The 20,690-nt window shown below is 63.6% G+C and carries 19 protein-coding genes; 9 read left to right on the forward strand and 10 right to left on the reverse strand.

The window, feature by feature from the left end; translation table 11 throughout:
* The first annotated feature begins 13 nt into the window (after positions 1-13).
* Entirely contained in the window at positions 14-1,447 is a 1,434-nt protein-coding gene (locus tag SynNOUM97013_RS12295; protein ID WP_186480033.1) for an isochorismate synthase MenF, read from the forward strand.
* Here the strand turns inward: SynNOUM97013_RS12295 and SynNOUM97013_RS12300 are convergent.
* The 3 genes from SynNOUM97013_RS12300 to grxC are packed head-to-tail and all read right to left on the reverse strand — an operon-like array spanning position 1,406 to position 4,675.
* On the reverse strand, positions 1,406-3,424 hold the full coding sequence (locus SynNOUM97013_RS12300) for a S9 family peptidase (protein WP_186480034.1): 2,019 nt from the start codon (positions 3,422-3,424) through the stop codon (positions 1,406-1,408). The two genes, SynNOUM97013_RS12295 and SynNOUM97013_RS12300, sit on opposite strands and share 42 nt — an antisense overlap.
* 36 nt (positions 3,425-3,460) lie before the next feature.
* Positions 3,461-4,384 carry a glutathione synthase gene (gene gshB / locus SynNOUM97013_RS12305; RefSeq protein ID WP_186480035.1) on the reverse strand — a complete coding sequence of 308 codons (924 nt, stop codon included), beginning with the start codon at positions 4,382-4,384 and terminating at the stop codon, positions 3,461-3,463.
* A gap of 36 nt (positions 4,385-4,420) precedes the next feature.
* Positions 4,421-4,675: a glutaredoxin 3 gene (gene grxC / locus SynNOUM97013_RS12310; protein ID WP_186480036.1), complete on the reverse strand. Its 255-nt coding sequence runs from the start codon at positions 4,673-4,675 to the stop codon at positions 4,421-4,423.
* Between the two features lie 103 nt (positions 4,676-4,778).
* Here grxC and prfB point away from each other — a divergent pair.
* The 6 genes from prfB to SynNOUM97013_RS12345 all read left to right on the forward strand — a co-directional run bounded on the left by prfB (position 4,779) and on the right by SynNOUM97013_RS12345 (position 8,572).
* Positions 4,779-5,907 (forward strand): peptide chain release factor 2 gene (prfB, locus tag SynNOUM97013_RS12320; RefSeq protein ID WP_186481631.1). Its coding sequence is split into 2 segments (ribosomal slippage): positions 4,779-4,853 and positions 4,855-5,907, totalling 1,128 coding nucleotides; the frame shifts between segments, so codons are not numbered across the junction.
* Between the two features lie 2 nt (positions 5,908-5,909).
* On the forward strand, positions 5,910-6,113 hold the full coding sequence (locus SynNOUM97013_RS12325) for a DUF3285 domain-containing protein (protein ID WP_186480037.1): 204 nt from the start codon (positions 5,910-5,912) through the stop codon (positions 6,111-6,113).
* Between the two features lie 8 nt (positions 6,114-6,121).
* Positions 6,122-6,739 carry an rRNA maturation RNase YbeY gene (ybeY, locus tag SynNOUM97013_RS12330; protein ID WP_255442792.1) on the forward strand — a complete coding sequence of 206 codons (618 nt, stop codon included), beginning with the start codon at positions 6,122-6,124 and terminating at the stop codon, positions 6,737-6,739.
* Positions 6,717-7,190, forward strand: a complete 474-nt coding sequence (locus tag SynNOUM97013_RS12335; RefSeq protein WP_186480038.1) for a diacylglycerol kinase family protein — start codon at positions 6,717-6,719, stop codon at positions 7,188-7,190. Before ybeY ends, SynNOUM97013_RS12335 begins: the two co-directional genes overlap by 23 nt.
* Positions 7,191-7,193: 3 nt before the next feature.
* The gene (locus SynNOUM97013_RS12340; RefSeq protein WP_186480039.1) at positions 7,194-7,802 is read left to right on the forward strand and encodes an aminodeoxychorismate/anthranilate synthase component II; all 609 of its coding nucleotides are present in this window, start codon (positions 7,194-7,196) and stop codon (positions 7,800-7,802) included.
* Between the two features lie 26 nt (positions 7,803-7,828).
* Entirely contained in the window at positions 7,829-8,572 is a 744-nt protein-coding gene (locus SynNOUM97013_RS12345; protein ID WP_186480040.1) for an MBL fold metallo-hydrolase, read from the forward strand.
* 11 nt (positions 8,573-8,583) lie between these two features.
* Here the strand turns inward: SynNOUM97013_RS12345 and SynNOUM97013_RS12350 are convergent, their stop codons facing one another.
* On the reverse strand, positions 8,584-9,687 hold the full coding sequence (locus SynNOUM97013_RS12350) for a histidinol-phosphate transaminase (protein ID WP_370586479.1): 1,104 nt from the start codon (positions 9,685-9,687) through the stop codon (positions 8,584-8,586).
* Between the two features lie 147 nt (positions 9,688-9,834).
* Here SynNOUM97013_RS12350 and SynNOUM97013_RS12355 point away from each other — a divergent pair, with 147 nt between their 5' ends.
* Entirely contained in the window at positions 9,835-11,538 is a 1,704-nt protein-coding gene (locus tag SynNOUM97013_RS12355; RefSeq protein WP_186480042.1) for a protein adenylyltransferase SelO family protein, read from the forward strand.
* On the opposite strand, the gene SynNOUM97013_RS12360 is transcribed toward SynNOUM97013_RS12355, so the two are convergent.
* Genes SynNOUM97013_RS12360 through mnmE form a run of 5 tightly spaced genes read right to left on the reverse strand, consistent with a single transcriptional unit; the run spans position 11,535 to position 17,745 of the window.
* Positions 11,535-12,521, reverse strand: coding sequence for an asparaginase (locus SynNOUM97013_RS12360; RefSeq protein ID WP_186480043.1), 987 nt, complete (start codon positions 12,519-12,521; stop codon positions 11,535-11,537). The two genes, SynNOUM97013_RS12355 and SynNOUM97013_RS12360, sit on opposite strands and share 4 nt — an antisense overlap.
* A gap of 11 nt (positions 12,522-12,532) precedes the next feature.
* Complete coding sequence (gene argS / locus SynNOUM97013_RS12365; RefSeq protein ID WP_186481633.1) at positions 12,533-14,320, reverse strand: arginine--tRNA ligase; 1,788 nt, start codon at positions 14,318-14,320, stop codon at positions 12,533-12,535.
* Between the two features lie 60 nt (positions 14,321-14,380).
* Positions 14,381-15,262 (reverse strand): carboxylating nicotinate-nucleotide diphosphorylase, encoded by an 882-nt coding sequence (nadC, locus tag SynNOUM97013_RS12370; protein WP_186480044.1) that lies wholly within the window; start codon positions 15,260-15,262, stop codon positions 14,381-14,383.
* Positions 15,263-15,304: 42 nt separating this feature from the next.
* On the reverse strand, positions 15,305-16,324 hold the full coding sequence (locus SynNOUM97013_RS12375) for a TerB family tellurite resistance protein (RefSeq protein ID WP_186480045.1): 1,020 nt from the start codon (positions 16,322-16,324) through the stop codon (positions 15,305-15,307).
* Positions 16,325-16,353: 29 nt separating this feature from the next.
* A complete protein-coding gene (mnmE, locus tag SynNOUM97013_RS12380; protein ID WP_186480046.1) occupies positions 16,354-17,745 on the reverse strand; it encodes a tRNA uridine-5-carboxymethylaminomethyl(34) synthesis GTPase MnmE in 1,392 nt (463 codons plus the stop codon).
* Between the two features lie 89 nt (positions 17,746-17,834).
* Between mnmE and SynNOUM97013_RS12385 the strand changes: the two genes are divergently transcribed.
* Entirely contained in the window at positions 17,835-18,281 is a 447-nt protein-coding gene (locus tag SynNOUM97013_RS12385) for a DUF2062 domain-containing protein (protein WP_186480047.1), read from the forward strand.
* A gap of 36 nt (positions 18,282-18,317) precedes the next feature.
* Here SynNOUM97013_RS12385 and SynNOUM97013_RS12390 read toward each other — a convergent pair whose 3' ends face one another.
* Complete coding sequence (locus SynNOUM97013_RS12390) at positions 18,318-20,651, reverse strand: bifunctional (p)ppGpp synthetase/guanosine-3',5'-bis(diphosphate) 3'-pyrophosphohydrolase (protein WP_186480048.1); 2,334 nt, start codon at positions 20,649-20,651, stop codon at positions 18,318-18,320.
* Positions 20,652-20,690 lie beyond the last annotated feature (39 nt).

Genomic DNA, 20,690 nt, shown 5'->3' on the forward strand with positions numbered 1-20,690 from the left:
ATCTGCTGACCGGATGTCGGCCGCACCCCACGACAGCTGCGTTGCGATGTCCTTCAGCGACTTGCTGGAGCGAGCACAACGCGCATGGGCGCAGCGCTCCCTTGAGGATGGAGTGCTGAGCCTGGCGCTGCCGGTGCAGGGCCTCGACCCCCTGCACCAGCTGGTGGATCTGGAGGCGCACGACCCCTTCCGTTTTCTGTGGGACAGCGCGCCGGGGCTTTGCCTAGCGGCAGCAGGACGCTGCCATCACCTGGAACTGTCCAGCGCCAAACGCTTCGAACTGGCGCAACGCTTCAGTGATGTGACTCTGGGGCGGATTCTGGATGGCAGTCCAGACGCACCGGCGCAGGCGCGCTCACGCATTCTTCTCGCGTTTTCCTTCTTCGAGCAGACCGGCGAGCAGCAACCCCAGGGGGGCATGCCCTCAGTGCAGGCGGTGCTGCCCCGTTGGCAGCTCAGCCGTCATGGGCGCCAGGGATGGCTGCGCGTGCATGGCGTGGCTCAACAGGCCAGTGATGTGCGCACGCTGACGGAATCGCTGTGGGTGATGGCGGAACGGTTGCGTTCCCGGCAGCACGCCAGGACTCCATCCATGGACACCGTGAGCGGCAGCATCACACCCGGAGCCTGGGAGCAGAACTACACGCCGGCCCTGGAACGCGGCCTGGAATTGGTTAACAGCGGTGAACTGCACAAACTGGTGCTGGCGGTACGCCAGACGGTCAGCCTCAAGGAGCCTCTTGATCCGCAACCGCTGTTGCAGCGGCTCCGCCTTCAGCAGGCGGGCAGCTGCCGCTTCCTTTGGCAAAAAGACGCCCACGACAGTTTCTTCGGCGCCTCGCCAGAGCGACTGCTGAGCCTGCGCAACGGTCAACTGCGCTGCGATGCTTTGGCCGGCACCGCGGGCAGGAACGACCAGGCGGACGCGTTGCTCAGTTCGGACAAGGATCGTCGGGAGCATGAACTGGTCGCTAAGGCGATCACCGACCACCTGATCGATCGCGGGCTGCAGCCACGACGCCCGCGACGCCCCCAACTGGCCCGTCATGGGCAACTGGTGCATCTGCATACCCCCATCACCACCTCGGCCCCGGGACAATCCCCGCTTGCCCTGGCCGGCGTGCTGCACCCGACACCGGCAGTGGCCGGTCTGCCACGGCGCGAAGCCATGGGGTGGTTGCGCAGCCTCGAACCGTTCGACCGGCAGGGCTATGCCGCTCCGATCGGCTGGATCGACAGTGCGGGGGATGCGGAATTGCGCGTTGCCATCCGCTGCGGACATGCCCATGGCACGCAACTCGATCTGACTGCAGGTGCCGGTCTGGTGCGCGGATCCGTGGCCGACCGTGAATTGCAGGAAGTAGGACTGAAACTCACGGTGCTGGCGGATCAGCTGGATCTGATGTCAGGGAGTCGGCAGGGAACGCAATCGCCATTGCATCGATGACTGGTCCAGGGTCGTTCCAAACGGTTCAGCCCTGCCGCCAAGATGCTCGCTGAGGAAGGCCTCCTGGAGCGCGGTCATCGCCAGCGCATTGCGTGGATTGGCGAATCCGTGACCTTCATCGGGGAACACCACGAAATCAATCGGCAGATTGCGTTTCGCCATCGCGGCCGCAATGGCCTCACTTTCGCTGAGCTTGACCCTGGGGTCATTGGCGCCATGCCCCAGCAGCAGCGGCCGCTGAATCCGGTCCACGTGCTGAAGCGGTGAAATGGCATCCAGATCCACCGTCCCCACACCGATCATCCGCTCGAAATTGATCCGGAGGGATTCCCAGTAGGGGGGAATCGAATCAATCAGGGTGCGCAGATTGGACGGACCCACCTCAGCGATGGCGGCAGCGAACAGCTCCGGATCGCGGGTGAGACCAGCCAGCGCGGCATAGCCCCCGTAGGAGGCCCCCATGATCGCCACGCGATCAGGGTCGGCGATCCCTTCATCGATCGCCCAGCGGACGGCATCCACCAGATCGTCCTGCATCGCGGCATACCACTCGCCTTCGCCCGCCAGGAGATGCTGCTTACCGAATCCGGTGGAGCCGCGGTAGTTCACGCTGAGGGCGTGGTAGCCACGATTCGCCAGCAACTGATGGGTGGAGCTGTAACCCCAGAAATCGCGCGCTTGAGGCCCCCCATGCACCAGCAGCACCAAGGGCTGGGGCTCCATTCCTGAAGCCAGCGGTGTGCGGGTCAGGTAAGCCGGCAGGCGCCGACCATCTCTGGCCCGCAGGTCCAGGCTCTCCATCGGTGCCAGCGCGTAGTCGTCGAGCCTGGGCTGCACGGAGAACAGCTTGCGGATCTCATCTGCCTCCCGTTCCCAGAGCCAATACTGAGGCCCCTGACGATCGGACCCAATGGCCACCAGCCAGCGACGCCCCTCCAGATCTTGATCGACCACCGCAAAGTCGTTGGCCCCTGCCAGCTGCTTCAGCCGGGCCAGGTCAGGCTCCACGGCAGGATCCAACACCACCAGGCGAGAGCGAAGATCCACTTCCTGAAGGGCGGTGGGAACTCCCGTTTCGAGATCACTCAGCGCCACGCCCAGGGCACCGGCCGATGATCGATGCACCACTTCGGGAATGCAGTCGCTTCCGCAGGTCTCCAGCTGCTCGCGGCTCCAGCGCACCAGGCGCGGCAGATCGTCACCGGTGCTGAGGACGCCGTAGAGCCATTGGCCATCGCGGCTGAAGCCTCCAGGGCCCGAGCCGGTGATTGTGTCGTCGAAGTCGAACCGCAGAAAGGAGCGCCATTCCGACTCACCCGGGAGGCGCAGCTCATGGGCACTGCCACCATCAGGCAGCAGCTGCGAGCGAATCACGGGATTCCAGGCACCATCGATCCACAGAATCGAGACGTCGCGACCGTCGTCGGTGGATTGGTAAAGGAGACGACGCTCGCCAGTCTCCACTTCAATCACATAGGTGTCGTGATAGCGGGGATCACGATCGTTCAAGGCCACCAGCAGCTCATTGGGGGCCTCCCGATCGGCCCCGATCCAAACCGCCTTCACCCCTTGGGGCGGCGTCAGGTCCTTGCGCTCACCGGTGCGAGGGTTGATTCGCACCAGAACGGTGTTCTCATCGCCATCACCATCCCGGGATGAAATCAGGAAGCGGCCGTCGGCCGTCCAGTACCCCGGCCTTTGAGGACGAGCCCGCTGCTGGGTGAGCACCCTGGCTGGAGCTTGGCTATCCAGATCGCGGACCCAGAGATTCAGCACGCCCTGATCCGGGGCCAGATACGCGATCCAGCGCCCATCTGGGCTGAGATTGACGCTCATGATCTCCGGGTTACCGAAGAGCACCTCCCGAGGAATGAGCGGTGGCAACTCGCGGGAGCGAACTGCAGAGCCAGCAGTCCAGGCAGTTCCGGCGAGGCCAACCAGAAGCGCCGCACCCCAGCACAGTCCTCGTTTCAGCACAGCGCTCCTGCCCGGTCAGCCCTTCATTGTGATCGCTCAGATCAGATCACGCAGGCGCTCGAGCACTTGATCCGCCAAGGGCTGATTCATCAACCGCTCCACCTCGCGAATGCCCGTCGGACTGGTGACGTTGATCTCGCTCAGCATCCCGCCGATCACATCAATCCCCACGAAGAACAGGCCTTCGGCACGCAGCGCAGGGGCCAGAGCGGCACAGATTTGATGCTCCCGTGACGTCAGTTCCGTGGCTTCGGCCTGACCTCCCACCGCCAGGTTGCTGCGGAATTCACCGGCGGCCGGCCGGCGGTTGATGGCACCCAACGGCTCTCCATCCACCAGCAGGATGCGCTTGTCCCCTTCACTGACGGATGGGAGGAAGCACTGCGCCATCACCGGAAGGCGCTCCTGCTCGGTGACCAGTTCCAGCAGAGCTTTCAGCCCCGGGGCCTGCGCGGACACGCGGATCACACCGAGACCAGCACGACCGCCCAGAGGCTTGAGCACGATTTCGTTGTGCGTTTCAGCAAAGGCGCTGAGCTCCTGAACGCGACCCGACACCAACGTTGGAGCCATCCAGCGGCTGAAGCGCAGCGCGCCGAGCTTCTCGTTCCAGCTGCGCAGCGAATCGGGGCGATTGAGCACACGCACTCCAGCGCGCTCAGCCACATCCAGCAGATGGGTGGCGTAGAGATACGCCTCATCCACAGGCGGATCTTTGCGCATCCAGATCACCTGGAAGGTGGCCAGCGGAAGACGCTCACGCTCACCGACGCTGATCCATGGGTCCGGTTGAACCGGTGTAGCCATGGCGAGCGGTTCATCACCCAGAGCGATCAGATCCGCTGGCGTGCAGGCCCAAACCTCCAGGGAGGCACGACTCGCGGCCTGCATCAGGGCAGCCGTTGAATCCTTGAGCGGATTGATGCGATCCAGAGGATCCAGCACGAACAGGTGACGCATGAGCAACGGTCGTGTCAGTGGGATCGAGTAGGGAAATCAGGAGAGCAGTGCATCGAGCTCACCGGCTCGCTCCAGGGCATGCAGATCATCACAACCACCGATATGGCGGTCATCGATGAAGATCTGCGGAACACTGCGACGGCCATCGCCCCGGGCAGCCATGGCGTCACGGCCCGGCTCATCCCCATCCACGGAATGCTCGGTGTAAGCGACACCCTTGCGATCCAGAAGCTGTTTGGCGCGCACGCAGAAGGGGCAGGTGCGCCAGGTGTAGATCTCGACGCTCGGCATGGGGCCTTCAACGGGGGACCTGAATCCTATTCAGCACCGGTCGGCAACCCCGGATGCAGCATTCCGCACTGATAACGTCGCGACACCCGTCCAACGCACTCCGTTGCTCGACCTCACCGACTTCAAGCGCGACCTTTCCGAGCTCACTGACCGCCTGGGCAATGCCCAGGACTGTCTTTGACGTTCCTGCACTGAACGCACGACAGCAGGACCTCGAACAGCTCGCCGCACAACCGGATTTCTGGGACGACCAGCAGAACGCCCAGAAGCAGATGCGACGCCTCGATGAGGTGAAAGCGCAACTCCAGCAGCTCACGTCCTGGCAGGGCGCGGTCGGCGATGCCCAGGCCACGCTCGAGCTTTACGACCTGGAGCCCGACGACGACATGCTTGCCGAAGCCCAGGGTGGCCTCGATCAACTGCGCAAGGAGCTAGATCGTTGGGAGCTGGAACGTCTGCTCAGCGGTGAATACGACAAAGAGGGAGCGGTGCTCTCGATCAATGCCGGAGCCGGTGGCACGGATGCTCAGGACTGGGCTCAGATGCTGCTACGGATGTACACCCGCTGGGCAGAAGACCAGGGCATGAAGGTGTCCGTCGACGAACTCAGCGAAGGGGAGGAAGCGGGAATCAAGAGCGCCACGATCGAAATCGAGGGTCGCTATGCCTACGGCTACTTGCGCAATGAGAAAGGCACCCATCGCCTGGTGCGCATCTCTCCGTTCAACGCCAACGACAAGCGTCAGACCAGCTTCGCGGGCGTTGAGGTGATGCCCAAGCTGGAAGAAGAAGTCGACATCGACATCCCTGAGAAGGATCTGGAAGTCACCACCAGCCGCTCCGGCGGTGCCGGCGGTCAGAACGTGAACAAGGTGGAAACCGCCGTTCGCATCCTGCACATCCCCACAGGGCTCGCGGTGCGCTGCACCCAGGAACGTTCCCAGCTGCAAAACAAAGAAAAAGCCATGGCCTTGCTCAAGGCCAAGCTGCTAGTGATTGCCCAGGAACAGAGGGCGGCAGAAATCGCCGACATCCGTGGCGACATCGTGGAAGCGGCCTGGGGTAACCAGATCCGCAACTACGTGTTTCACCCTTATCAGATGGTCAAGGATCTCCGCACCCAGGAGGAGACCAACGATGTGCAGGCCGTGATGAACGGCGAGCTGGATTCCTTCATCCAGGCTCTGTTGCGCCAGGGTGTGGACAGCCCAGGACAAGACGACGAGAGCTGACCATGAGCGACAAGCCTGAAGCGATCGCCACCCCGGCCGACGCCCCAACTACCACCACACCCCCGCCCAGCTTCGTGAAGCAGGCCATGCGCAACATGGTGCGCAAAGGCAGCAAGAGCCTGTTTCACTTCGGACTGACCGCAGCCGGTTTCATCGGCTTCATCCTGGTGGTGGCCTGGCTTGGCAGACCCACACTGCCCCAGTGACATCAGCCGTGACATCCGCACCGCTGCCCTCGGCCGATGCCCCCAGCTTTGCGCTGGATCTGGCCTTCACACCGGCCGACATGAGCCTGGTGAAGGCGATCGCTGGCAGCGCCGAGCATCAACGGCTCTGCTGCGGCGAAGCCTGGGATGCAACCCTGCGACTCTGGCTCCGCCACCTTGCCCAGACCGGTGGTGACGCCGTGCCCGAGCCCCTGCTGAACTGCGAAGAAGTCTGCCTGGGCCTGCAGTTCGTCAATGACGAGGAGATCGCCGAGCTGAATCAACGCTGGCGCAACAAAGCCAGTGCCACCGATGTTCTCTCCTTCTCAGCGCTGGAAGCCGAGATGCCCCTTGAGGGCGATCCCAGCGTGGAACTCGGGGACATCATCGTGTCGGTGCCGACTGCGGAACGCCAGGCGCTGGAACAGAACCACAGCCTGGAGCGGGAGCTCTGCTGGCTGGTGAGCCATGGGCTGCTGCATCTGCTGGGATGGGACCATCCCGACGACGCCTCCTTAATGACCATGCTGCAGTGCCAGGAGCAGCTGCTTGCCATGGCCGGTATGGTTCATTCCCATGGTGAGATCGACTGTGAATCAGCAGATGAAATCACTGCTGGACCCTGAAGACGAAGCATCGGTGTCTGAGGAGATCACCCAGCGCGGCACCCGACGTGCCCACCACGCCGCCCATCGCGGAGCCTGGAAGATCGCGGGCGACCTGCCCTCCAGCTTCCGCTATGCCGCCCAAGGCCTGGGCTACGGCTTCGTTAGCCAACGCAACTTCCGCATCCACGTCAGCATCGGCAGCGTGGTGTTCGGCCTGGCGCTCTGGCTGGGGCTTCCCTCGATTCAACTGGCGGTGCTGGTGCTCACAGTGGCCGCCGTGCTGGTGCTCGAACTGCTGAACACCGCCATCGAGTCGGTGGTGGATCTGGCCATCGGCCGGCGGTTCCATCCGCTGGCGAGAATCGCCAAAGACTGTGCCGCCGCCGCGGTTCTGGTGGCCGCGATCAGCTCGCTGGTGATCGCGCTACTGCTGCTGCTCCCTCCCCTGCTCTCTCGTCTCAGCCTCTAAGCGATGCTCCTGGTCATCGACAACTACGACAGCTTCACCTTCAACCTGGTGCAGTACTTCGGCGAGCTGGCGGCGCAGCATCCCCTGGCCGCGGAACTGCGCGTGGAGCGCAACGATGCCTTGACGGTGGCTGAGATTCGCGATCTGAAACCGGACGCGATCCTGCTCTCACCGGGCCCCGGCGATCCCGATCAAGCCGGCATCTGCCTGCAGGTGCTGAAGGAACTCTCTCCAGCGATTCCCACCCTGGGCGTCTGCCTGGGCCATCAGGCCCTCGCCCAGGCCTACGGCGGACGGGTGGTGCGCGCAGCCGAGCTGATGCATGGCAAAACCTCACCGGTGTTGCACCGGGGCGAAGGCGTCTTTGCCGGGCTGCCGCAACCGCTCACAGCCACCCGATATCACAGCCTGATCGCCGAGCGGGAGACTCTCCCGGAGTGCCTCGAGGTCACCGCCTGGCTCGAGGACAACACGGTGATGGGACTGCGCCACCGGCAGTACCCCCATCTCCAGGGCGTGCAATTCCACCCCGAAAGTGTGCTCACCGAGGCCGGGCACAAGCTGCTGGCCAACTTCCTGCGTCAGGCCGAAGCCCGGGTTCAACACTGCTAACTTCCTGGGCCAGCGGCCTCTCCTCCATGACTCTCCTTCCGCAGCGCCAGGGTCCTGGACGCACCGTGAGCGCTCTTGCCGCCGGGTTGACGCTGGGCGTACTGGTCGGAATGCCCGGTCACACCGGAGGAGTGTCCATCACCAGCTACGGCCACAGCGCCCTGTTGATTCGCGGAGGTGGCCAGTCGGTGCTGGTGAATCCCTTCCGGGCTGTGGGTTGTGCCAAAGGCCTGGCCGAGCCGCGCGTCAGCGCCACGGTCACCCTGGCCAGCTCAGAACTTCCCGACGAAGGAGCCCGCCTCGGCGGTGGGACCTACCTATCGAAGCCAGGCTCCTATCGCGTCGGCGGCCTGGATCTGGAAGGTTTCGCCGCTCCCCATGACCGCGTGGGCGGACGCCGCTTCGGGGACGCCACAATCTGGCGCTGGCAACAAGGCGGCCTGAACTTTGCCCACCTGGGCGGAACCGCAGCCCCCCTGAGCGGGGAGGACAAGGTGCTGCTCGGCCGGCCGGATGTGTTGATCCTCGGCGTGGGAGGCGGCGGCAAGGTGTACGACGGCGAGGAGGCCGCGGAGGTGGTGCGTCAGCTCAACCCCAGGCGGGTGATTCCTGTGCAGTACGTCACCGGCGATGCCCCGGCAGGATGCGACCAGGGGGGCGTTCAGCCCTTTCTGGATGCCCTGCGTGGCGCCGAAGTGCGCCGCGTAGGACCGAGCCTGACCCTCCCCGGCACTCTGGGGGACGGAACCGTGGTTGACGTGATGCGCTGAGTGGGCAGCGCTCAGCTCTCGAGCTGCGCGTAGGTCGTCCAGAAACGCTGCATCTGTTCGAGGGTGCCGATGCTCACACGCAACGCACCATCAATCTGTGGCTTGCCGGCCATGCCGCGCACCAGGATGCCGGCGCTGCGCAGCTGCTGCTCCACGGCTTCGGCCGATCGCCGCGGCCAGACCAGCAAGTAGTTACCACCGTCGCAATGGAAGACGGCACCAGATTGCGTTAATTGCGAAACGAGATAGTCTCGAGCACGTGCCACCTCAGCCACATAGTGATCGGTGTAGTCCTGATCGCCCAGAGCTGCAAACGCCGCTGTTACCGCCAGGCTGTTGACGTCATAGGGACCGGTGACCCGGCTGACCCGGTCGACCACCCCCGCGGCACCGATGGCAAATCCCATGCGCAAACCAGCGAGACCGGCGGTCTTGGCCAGGGAGCGCAGCACCAGCAGATTGGCGTGGACATTGAAGTCCACCTTGGGCAGCACACTGTCGCCGGTGAACGCCTCATAGAGCTCGTCCACCACCAGCAGGGTGCCTGGCGCCGCCGCGGCCAGCTCCAGCACCTGCTCTGCGGGAACACGGGTGCCCGTGGGGTTGTTGGGGTTGCAGAGCATCAAAATTTTTGGCCTGCGCTGCAGGGCCGTGCGCATCGCCTCCAGCGGAAAGCGAAAACCCGGAAGGTCATGGGGCAGGGCCTCGATGGCCATCCCCTGCATACCCGCACACGGGGCGTAATAACCGAAGGTGGGACTGGTGGTCAGCAGCGTGTCACCGGCCGATCCGTAGGCATGGATCACCGCATGGATCGCAGCATCCACACCGTTGAAGAGCCCCACCTGGTCGATGGTCAGGGGATGGGCAAGCCCGGCTGGCGAGGCCTGCAGGTTGGCGATTAAGGCCTCTCGTAATCCGTCATATTCCGGGTACACCGCGACCTGATCAGCCGGGTAGGAGCGAAGCGCCTCCGTGACCGCAGGGCTGGGACCAATGGTGTTCTCGTTGAAGTCGAGACGCAGCAGACCCCGGCGCCCCTCCAGAGGCGCGCTGTAACCCCGAAGGCGTTCCACATCGGGACGAGCTTCGGGAGCAGGAATCGGTTCAGGCATGGCCATCAGCGATGAATCGCATCTCCTGGAGGGTGGTGCCGAAGCAAGGCAAAGAGATGAACCACCCCAAACTATTCACAGCCACCCAACAGAGCGCAGCGTCAGCCTGTGCCCACCGATGATGCAAGCACTGCAGCAATCGGCCGGATGACCGCCAGCTCCAGCGCATCGACGCCAGCCACCACCTCCAGCTTCGCTGAGTTCGCTCAGCAGGTGGATTACTCGCTGATGCGGCAACTGCGGCCCGATCCGCAGTCCACTCCGGATGGACAGGATCACCGCGCACGACAAGTGCGTTCCGGCCACTACGTGCCAGTGACGCCGACACCGCTTCCCAATCCCGAGTACATCGCCCACAGCCCTGAGCTCTTCGCTGCGCTGGGCTTGGACGAAACCCTGGTCCACGACGGCGACTTCCGCAGTGTGTTCTCCGGCGAGCTCAGCCACATGAGCGAACCGATGCGCCCCCATGGCTGGGCGACTGGCTACGCCTTGTCGATCTACGGCACGGAATACGTGCAGCAGTGCCCCTTCGGCAATGGCAACGGCTACGGCGATGGGCGCGCCATCTCCGTGGTTGAAGGGGTGTTTGAGGGTCAGCGCTGGGAGATGCAGCTGAAGGGCGGCGGACCGACGCCCTATTGCCGTGGTGCTGATGGTCGGGCTGTGCTCCGGTCGAGCGTGCGCGAATTCCTGGCCCAGGAGTTCATGCATGCCCTGGGGATTCCCACGTCCCGCTCCCTGACGCTTTACGTCTCCCACGACGAGACCGTGCGTCGCCCCTGGTATTCGGGCGCCTCACCCTCCATGGACCCCGACATCCTGGTCGACAATTCAGCGGCGATCACCACGCGAGTGGCGCCATCGTTCCTGCGGGTGGGTCAGCTGGAGCTGTTCGCACGACGGGCCCGCAGCGAAGCGCACCCTGAGGCCAATCAGGAGCTGGAGATGATCGTGCAGCATCTGATCGAGCGGAATTACAGAGAAGAGATTGATGGCGCCCTGCCGTTCCCGGCGCAGGTGGTGCAGCTGGCGCGGTTGTTCCGGGAACGCCTAATCAGCCTGGTGTGCCATTGGATGCGCGTGGGCTATTGCCAGGGCAACTTCAATAGCGACAACTGCGCCGCCGGCGGCTTCACCCTCGACTACGGACCGTTCGGCTTCTGCGAACTATTCGACCCACGCTTTCAGCCCTGGACCGGCGGGGGAATTCATTTCTCCTTTTTCAACCAACCGAAAGCGGCGGAGACCAACTACCGAATGTTCTGGTCAGCGCTCAAAACGCTGCTGAAGGATTACCCCACCGAAACAGCGGAACTGGATGCACTGCATGCAACCTTCAGCGAAGCCATCAAGGCCGAACTGGATGCCATGTGGGCTCGCAAGCTCGGCCTGGCCAGCGTGGCTCCGGAGCTGATCGGCGATCTGCTGCAGCTGATGGTGGCCTCAAAGGCGGATTACACGATTGTTTTCCGTGAATTGGCATCCCTGCCCAACGAGGTCACGCCGCTGAAGCGGGGCTTCTACGTACCCAGCGATGCAGAGCTCGAGGCGCAATGGAACGCCTGGCTGAGGCGTTGGCACCAGCAGCTGAGTGGCAGTGGCGAACCCGAAGAGATCGCCGCTGCGATGCGACATACCAATCCCGCCATCACCTGGCGCGAATGGTTGATCGCCCCGGCCTATGAGCAGGCGGCTCACGGTGATTACAGCCTGGTGCGCGAACTGCAGACGGTGTTCCGCAACCCCTATGAACCGCTCTCAGCCGAACTCGCTGATCGCTACGACCAACTGCGACCACGGGAGTTCTTTGGCGCCGGAGGCATCTCCCACTACAGCTGTTCGTCTTAAAGGCGCGTGATTGGGAGGAGTTCCAACAACTGCTCCCGATCCATCCCGGCCATCACAGCGAGCGATAACAACACACGCGCTTTCTGGGGGTTGAGCACACCAGCCGGGAGCAAGCCCAATTGGGCATCATGCTCAGCAAGATGCACAGGCCCAGACCCGCAGCGGTTGGCCCGCAGCATCAGCGGCCGCGGGCTAGCCCATGCCTCCAACACACGGCATTCGCCAGCTGACAACTGGCCGGCGCCAGTGCCAGTGAACACCAGGCCCGCAACACCGGCATTGAGACAGGCGCTCAGCACAATTGGCTCAGGCTCTACGCAGCCGTAAACGATCGGCACCTGGGGCCATTGCTCCGGTAAATCGAGCCCAGCGAAGGGCACATGCCGAGGTCCGCTCGCCATTGGCAGATGAACGCCAACGTCGTCCACCCAGCCCAACGGCCCTCTGCCGGGACTGGCGAAGGCCCCCACCCCCTGGGTGGCCACCTTGGTGACATCGCGAGCGCCATGGATCTGGCCATCCATCACCACCAGCACACCCTGCCCACGCGCCTCCGGGCTGACTGCCACATGCACCGCCTGGAACAGATTCAATGGCCCATCGGCACTGAGAGCTGTGGCCGGGCGCATCGCTCCCACCAGCACCACCGGTCGACGGTCATCAATGAGCAACTGCAGCAACCAGGCGGTTTCCTCGAGGGTGTTGGTGCCATGGGTGATCACCACTCCGGCTAGCTCCGGGTTTGTCGCGAAGGCAGCGCGAATGCGCCGCACCAAGGCACGCCAGTGCGCAAACAGCAGGTCGGCGCTGTCGACGTTGGCGACTTGCTCCACAGTGATCGCCGCAAGGCCCTGCAGCTGGGGCACCGCCGCCACCAGGGCATCGCCCCCAAAAACGCCCGCGGTGTAGTCGTTCAGCGTGGCGCTGTCGGCTGCACAGCCGGCAATGGTGCCACCCGTGGCCAGCAGCAGCAGCCGGGGCAAGCCGGATCTGCTCACATCCGCTCCAACGTGGCAATGCCGAGCAGGCCGAGGCCGGCCTTGAGCGTGTCGGCGGTGAGACGGCAGAGGGCCAGGCGCGAAGGCAGCGCCTCAGCGTCAGCCTTGAGTACGGGCACCTGGTCGTAGAAGCGGTTGAACACCTGGCTGAGCTCGAACAGATAGCTGCACAACCGGTTGGGGAGCAGCTCCTCCTCCACCTCGGCGATCACGGCATCGAACTTGAGCAGCTCCCGCACCAGGGCCCACTCCTGGGGCTCGCTGAACTGGAGTTGGTCGGCCGCCACATCGAGATCGCCACCCTTGCGAGCGATCCCGGCAATGCGCACCACCGCGTAGAGCAGATAGGGAGCGGTGTTGCCCTGGAGGGCCAACATGCGATCGAAGGAGAACTGATAATTGGTGATCCGGTTCTGGCTGAGGTCGGCGTATTTCACCGCCGCCAAACCCACGGTGCCGGCCACGTGCTGGATGAACTCCTCCGGCTCGCTGCGCTCCTCCTCCTTGAGGCGCGAGCGCAGGTCCGCCTCCGCACGTTCCACGGCCTCATCGAGCAGATCCCGCAGACGCACGGTGTCACCGGCGCGGGTCTTGAGCTTCTTGCCGTCTTCCCCTTGCACCAATCCAAAGGGCACGTGCTCCAGGCGAGCGCCGTCAGGGATCCAGCTAGCCCGTTCGGCCACCTGGAACACCCCTGCAAAGTGATTGGCCTGACCGGAATCGGTCACGTAGATCACCCGACGGGCCGCATCGCCATCAGGGGCCTCTGCGAACCGGTAACGAATCGCAGCCAGGTCTGTGGTGGCGTAATTGAAGCCACCATCGCTCTTCTGAACGATCACCGGTAGCGGTTTTCCGTCCTTGCCGCTGACCCCCTCCAGGAAAACGCACTCCGCACCGTCATCGGTGACCAGCAAACCCGTCTGCTTCAGCCCATCGATCACCGCCGGCAAGAAAGGGTTGTAGAACGACTCCCCACGTTCGCTGAGGCGAATGTCGAGCCGGTCGTAGATCTTCTGGAACTCGCGCCGCGACTGATCGCAGAGGAGACCCCAGGCCTTCAACGACAGAGGATCACCACCCTGCAGCTTCACCACCTCCTCGCGGGATGTGGTCTGGAACGCCTCGTCATCATCGAAGCGCTTCTTCGCCTCGCGGTAAAAGGCCACCAGGTCACCGAGGTCGATGGCATCCGCGGTGTCGAGCGCTTCGGGAGCCACCTGCTTGAGATGGGTGATCAGCATCCCGAACTGGGTGCCCCAGTCGCCCACATGGTTGAGCCGCAGCACCGGGTGCCCACGGAACTCCAGCACCCGCGCCAACGAGTCACCGATGATCGTGGAGCGCAGGTGCCCCACATGCATCTCCTTGGCGATGTTGGGACTGGAGAAGTCCACCACCACCGGCGCCGCGTTGCTCACCGCCGGCACACCAAGCCGTTCGTCCCCCAGCCGTGCCGACACCTCCTGGGCTAGCCGCTCTGGACGGATCGTGAGGTTGATGAAGCCAGGCCCGGCGATCTGAGGGTCCAGACACAACTCGGTGAAAGCCGCATCCGCTTGCAGCTGCTCCACGATGGCCGTCGCGATCTGGCGCGGCGCCTGCTTCAGCGGCTTGGCCAGGGGCAAGGCACCATTGGCCTGGAAATCGCCGAATTCCGGCTTGCTCGCTGGCGCCAACTGGGGATCCAAACCAGCCTCCCCTGCCTCAGCCCAGGCCTCGGGGAAGGCCCGTTGCAAGGCACCACGCAATTGGGTTTCAAGGGCGTTGGCGATGCGCAGCATGGACAGCAGCGAGAAATGCAATCCGCCTGATCATCCCCCGGCACGGGCAGCGCCCGGCCATCAGTCCTGACCCGCCGCACTGAAGCGCATGCTCAGATCCAGCCAGGCACTGCGTGTCACCGGAGCACTGGTGGAAATCAGATCGATGCCGGTGGCCGCATAAGCCTGCAACTCGGAAGGCTGAATACCGGAGGCCTCCAGCACCACCGCACCTGGCTGAGGCCGCTGCAGGGCGAGCTGACGCAAGCGAGGCACGAGCTCGCTCAGCGCCTCAGGACGAAACTCGTCGAGCAACACACCATTGGCACCGGCGGCCACTGCCGCCATCGCTTCCGTCTCGGTTTCCGCCTCAACAATCACCTGAGCCGGCCAGGGAGCTGCAGCACGTACGGCCGCGATCGCCGCCTCGACGCCTCCGGACCAGGCCAGATGGTTCTCCTTGAGCATGGCGGCATCATCGAGGCCGAGGCGGTGATTCACACCACCGCCGCAGCGCACGGCGTACTTCTCCAGCACCCGCAAGCCTGGGGTGGTCTTGCGGGTGTCGGCAAGGCGCACGCCGCTTCCCTGAAGTTGCTTCACCAGTTCCGCCGTGGCCGTGGCGATGCCAGACAGACGCATCGCCAGATTCAGCGCCGTGCGCTCTGCGGCCACCAACGCCGCCGCCTCGGCCTCCAGATTCAACAGGCGTTGCCCTGGGCTTACCGGGTCACCATCGGCGACCAAAAGCTGCACGCTGGCAGCGGGATCGAGCAGCCGAAACACAACATCCAGCAGCGAACCGCCACAAAACACCCCTGACGCCTTGCTGATCCAATGCGCCCGGCAGCGACCGGGGGGCAAGGCAGGGGCACTGAGATCACCGCGACCAAGATCTTCCTGCAGCCAGTCACGCAGTTGTTGCTGAAGAGCTGGCGTCAATGGCAGCGATGCGGCGCTCATTCTGAATTCAGCGTGATGGACCCATGGGCAGCTTGGCTCAGCTCATTGCGGCCATTCGGGCTCCCTGCCACGAGGACGCACGTTGAAGCGTTCACGCACCTGATCAAGGGGATCGGCGAAATGCTCCCAGGGATTGATGCCAGCGATCAGATCCGCCGTGACCGAAGTGCCATGCTCAATGCCCGCAAACAATCGGTCCACATCCAAGGCCTGCCGCTCCCCTTGGATGAAGGGGGTTGCCCCAAACCCCAACTCAAATTCAGCCAGAGCGAACAACACGACATAAAAGGGATCGAGGCGCTCAAATCCGGCCTGGAAACCGAGCACAGCGCCCTCTTCAGCAGCGGTGGTGCCGTAACCGCCCAGCACGTGACAGCAGTCGTGGTGCATCACCGGCGGCGGTGGTCCACCGACCTCCCCAGGAAAGCCGAAGTGATTGCGGTCAATAAACGTGGCATAGGCCCGACCAAAGCTGCCTGGCGGATAGTCCCGTAAGGCTTGATAGCGCTCAGCCATGACAGGGTCTCCTTGCGCCAGCAGAACCCTCGCGACTGCCAAGACCCCACGCAATCCCTCCTGCTGGAGGGTGACTTTCACCGCAGAGCCCATGAAACCGCGCCGCGCGATATCCAGTCGAATCAGACCCAGACGCTGATCCATCACCTGCTGAAACGTCCGCACTGGGGCGGGGTCAACCTGCATCGCCGCAGCGGCTTGCTCCAGAAGTTGTAGTTGCCTTGCCGAAGGCTCCCCATCGAAGAGGGCGACCAAGGTCATGCCACGCAGGATCCGCTCACGCCACTGGGGATCAGAATTCGCCGCCCGCACCTGCTCGGCCAACATCTGCGGCGTTATCAGAGGCAACGACTCCAGCGCCACATCAATGCGAAGCAAGTGATCGCGAACCCCACATATGGCCGCCAGGGCCCTAGGGGAGGGGTCTCCGTCACAACGGGCGATCGCCAGGAGCGCTGCCAAACCGGCTTGCCCGATGACTTGGCGCTGTTCGAGGGGCACCGCGACGTTGAAATCAATCACGCAATCCACGTCTTGGCATCCCATGCTGAGATGTGGAAGTCACGGTGTCAGCCCTACTTGCCGATACAGAAGCGGGAAAAGATCCGGTCCAGAACCGATTCGGTGAGCTCTTCGCCCGTGATTTCACCAAGGCTGTGGATCGCCTGACGCAGATCAATCGTCCAGAAATCCCAAGGCAAACCATCGGCCGCCACTTGCTCACCGCGCTGCAAGGCATCTGCAGCCGCGGCCGCCAGATCACCCTGGCGCTGATTGAGCGCCACCAGCAAGGCGCCATCCGTGAGCGCACCGCAGCGTTCCAACAGGCCCTGCACCAGCTCTGCCTCGCCAACACCGGTGGCTGCACTGAAGCGCACATCGGCATGCCGATCGTCTGCGGCCACTGAAGCTGCCGAACCCTCCCCTTCCACCAGATCAGCCTTGTTGCCAACACGCAACCAGGGGACCCCTGCGGGAATGAGCTGGCGCAAGCTTTCGTCGTCAGCCGTCCAGCCGACACTCAGATCGAAAAGCAGCACCACCAGATCGGCGCTGACCAAGGCATCGTGGCTCCGAGCAATGCCCATCTGCTCCACCGCATCCTGCGTGGCGCGGATGCCCGCGGTGTCGAGCAGCGTGATCGGCACGCCCTCCAGCACGATCTCGCTTTCCAAAAGATCGCGAGTGGTTCCGGGAAGATCGGTCACGATCGCTCGCTCGCGCCGACTGAGGCGATTGAGCAAGGAGCTCTTGCCCACATTGGGACGACCGACCAGTGCCACCCGCAACCCCTGGCGCAAAGCGACACTGCGTTGCCCGTCCTCCACGAGCTGCAACAGCGCACGTCGCACATCCAGCAGCTCCTGCAGCAACGCCACCGCATCGAGGGGCGGAAGATCCTCTTCGAAATCCACCCTGGCCTCCAGTTCACTGAGCTGGTCGAGCAGCCGTTGCCGCAGCGCTTCAATCCGCTGCTGCACGCCACCATCCACGCCCGCCATCGCCAGCTGAGCGGCTCGCTGACTGCGCGCGGCCACCAGGTCGCTGATCGCCTCGGCGCGGGTGAGATCGAGACGACCATTGAGCACCGCCCTCTGGCTGAACTCCCCGGGCTGGGCGCGACGAACGCCGGGCTGAGCCAGCACCTGTTCCAGCACGCGCTGGACGGCCATCACACCGCCGTGGCAGTGGATCTCCACCACGTCTTCACCGGTGAAGCTGCGCGGCGCCAGCATCAGCAACACCAGCACTTCATCGATCCGCTCAGTCCCTCCCTGGGCGAGCACATGGCCGTACAAGACGCGATGGCTCTCCCAGGGCTGATCCCCCGGGATGCAGGTCACCGCGCGCACCGCGTTCTGGGCCTGAGGACCCGACAGACGAATCACTGCAATGCCGCCCTGACCGGGCGCCACGGCCGTTGCCACAGCCGCAATCGTTAGGCGCTCCCCGTTGATCTCCTGCATCACAGCGGCGCAGCGGCCCCTTCTTTCTCCTTCCTACGATCACATCCCATTTCTCGAGGCCAAGACCACTGAGCACTTCTTGGGGCCGGATGCTGCGTCGAACGCGGAAGCGGTTGCAACAGGGGCTGCAGTGGCTGTGGGAGCAGGAGGGAACACCGGGCCAGAGAGCCCGGGGGCTCGCGGCCGGAATCTTCTGCGGCTGCTTTCCGATCTTTGGCCTGCAAACCCTGGCGGGCATCACGTTGGCCAGCGTGGTGCGCGGCAATCACCTGCTAGCAGCAGCTGGCACCTGGATCAGCAATCCCTTCACCTACGTGCCGCTGTATTGGTTCAACTACCGCATCGGGGCCTTGTTCCTGGGCCCCGGAAGTCAATGGTCCGGTCTGGACAGCCTGCGCCAGGAGGGCTTCGGTGCAACGGGGTGGAGTGTGCTCAGCCGCTTGCTGTTGGGGTCCACCATCACCGGGGCCATCTGCGCTGCACTGGGCTGGTGGCTGAGCCTGCGATGGCTGCGGCAGCAACGACGCAGCTCTTGAGCGGCAACGCAATGGCTGACAGGCAAGGCATAGCGGTCAGTTGCCGCAGTTGCGCGCAATGTCGATCACATCAGCCATCGAACGGATCTGGTGCATTGTGCGCTGCAGTTGATCAGCACTGGCGAGCTCGAGGCGGAGATCGATGCGAGCTGGTCGGCCATGACTGGTCTTCACGCGCGCATCGCTGACGTTGATGCGGCCATCGGACAAGCGCATCAGGATGTCTTTGAGGATCCCCACCCGGTCGATCACCTCGATACGGAGCTGCGCCGGGAAGCGCTGCCCTTGGGTGGCAACATCTGGGTTCCAGCGCACAGGCAATCGCCGTTCGCTGGGAATCGCCTCCACATTGGAGCAATCCTGACGATGCACGGTGATGCCGTGGTTGCCGAGGGCGACGGTGCCGACGATTGCTTCACCCGGCAAGGGGCTGCAACAGCCGCCGAGGCGGTAGTCAAGACCTTCAACGCCGAGGATCGGTTCGTCCTGTTCAGCGCCGGATCGGGGAGTGCCGCTTTCAGCTTGCTCAACGAGCTGACGGGCGACATCTTCATTGGTGAGCGGCTCCTCTTCGGCAGCCGTCTGCAGGCGAATCTCCTCGCGCAAACGGTTGAGCACCTGATGGAGCGTCACGGCACCGAAACCAAGAGCCGCAAGCAGATCCTCCGTGCTCTGCAGATTGCAGCGCTCGGCGACGCGCGTCATCGCCTCGCTGTTCAGCAGAGAGTCGAAGCCGCTGCGCCCCAGCTCCCGCTCCAGCAGATCCTTGCCCCGCTGAATCGTTTCATCGCGATGGCTGCGCTTGTACCACTGACGAATGCGATTGCGCGCCGTGGGAGTGCCTACGAAGTTGAGCCAATCAAGACTGGGATGCGCCGTCTTGCTGGTGAGAATGTTGACGAAGTCGCCGTTCTGCAGGGGTGTTGAGAGGGGCGACAGGCGATCGTTGATGCGAACGCCATGGCAGTGATTGCCCACTTCGGAGTGAATCCGATAGGCGAAATCCACTGCCGTGGATCCCTTGCGCAGGCCGACCACTTCCCCTTTGGGAGTGAACACGAACACCTCCTCGTCAAAGAGGTCTTCCTTGATGGACGCCAAGTAATCGTTGTGATCGTCGGCACCGCCTTCCTGTTGCCAATCAACCAGCTGACGGAGCCAGTTGAACCGCTCGGTGTCGCCACCCGCAGCCGGTGAGCCGCCCTCTTTGTATTTCCAGTGGGCCGCGATGCCGAATTCCGCCACGCGGTGCATATCGAGCGTGCGGATCTGCACTTCGATCGGGCGATGACGGCCAATCACAGCCGTGTGCAACGACTGATAGCCGTTGGGTTTCGGCAGACCGATGTAGTCCTTGAAGCGCCCGGGAATCGGACGGAAGGTGTCATGCACCACGGCCAGAGCCCTATAACAGGCCTCAACGCTTGGCGTCAGGATGCGCAGGGCAGCCACGTCGTAGATCTCGTGGAACGCCTTCTGCTGGCGTTCCATCTTGGTCCAGATGCCATAGAGATGCTTCGGCCGACCGCTCACCTCGCAGTTCTCGAGCCCAACGGCGGAGAGGCGATCACTGAGCAGCTGAACGGTGACACCCAAACGCTGCTCGCGCTCACTGCGCTTGGTGGCCACCTCTTGCTGAATCTCGCGAAACGCATCCGGCTCCAGCAGCTTGAAGGAGAGGTCCTCGAGTTCCCACTTGAAACGACCGATGCCAAGACGATTGGCAAGGGGGGCATAGATCTCTCGGGTTTCACGCGCAATGCGCTGACGTTTTTCTTCCCGCAGCGCCCCGAGTGTTCGCATGTTGTGCAAACGGTCGGCGAGTTTGACCAACACCACGCGGATGTCACTGGCCATTGCCAAGAACATCTTGCGCAGGTTTTCCGCCTGGGCCTCGGTGCGGGTGGTGAAGTGAATTCCGCCAAGCTTGGTCACACCCTCCACCAGCTCGCGCACCTCAGGGCCGAAGTGGCTCTCCAGCTGTTCCGGCGTGACATCGGTGTCTTCCACCACATCGTGCAGAAAGCCCGCCGCAATCACACTGGCGCTGGCACCGATATCCCGCAGCAAGTCAGCCACCGCCACCGGATGAACGATGTAGGGATCACCGCTGGCTCGGAATTGCCCCTCATGCAGCTGAAACGCGAAATCAAAGGCCGCCGCCAGCAGTGCCTCTGCATCCGTCGGGCAACTGTGACCAATCCCAGGCGGAACATGGTCGATGCACTCCCGCAACCAGGGCGGCAGTTCGATTCCGTAATCGTCGGCGGACCGGATGGGACGGTCCCTCAGCGCCACTAAACCGCAGGCGGGGGCTGCGGATCCTCCTGGAACCTGCGATGCAGCCGTCGCGGAGGTGGCGTTCAGCATCCAGCCGGTCAAGTGAATCCATGGTATGTAGCCGTGAGC

It is taken from the genome of Synechococcus sp. NOUM97013 (assembly GCF_014279815.1).
Lineage (GTDB): Bacteria > Cyanobacteriota > Cyanobacteriia > PCC-6307 > Cyanobiaceae > Synechococcus_C.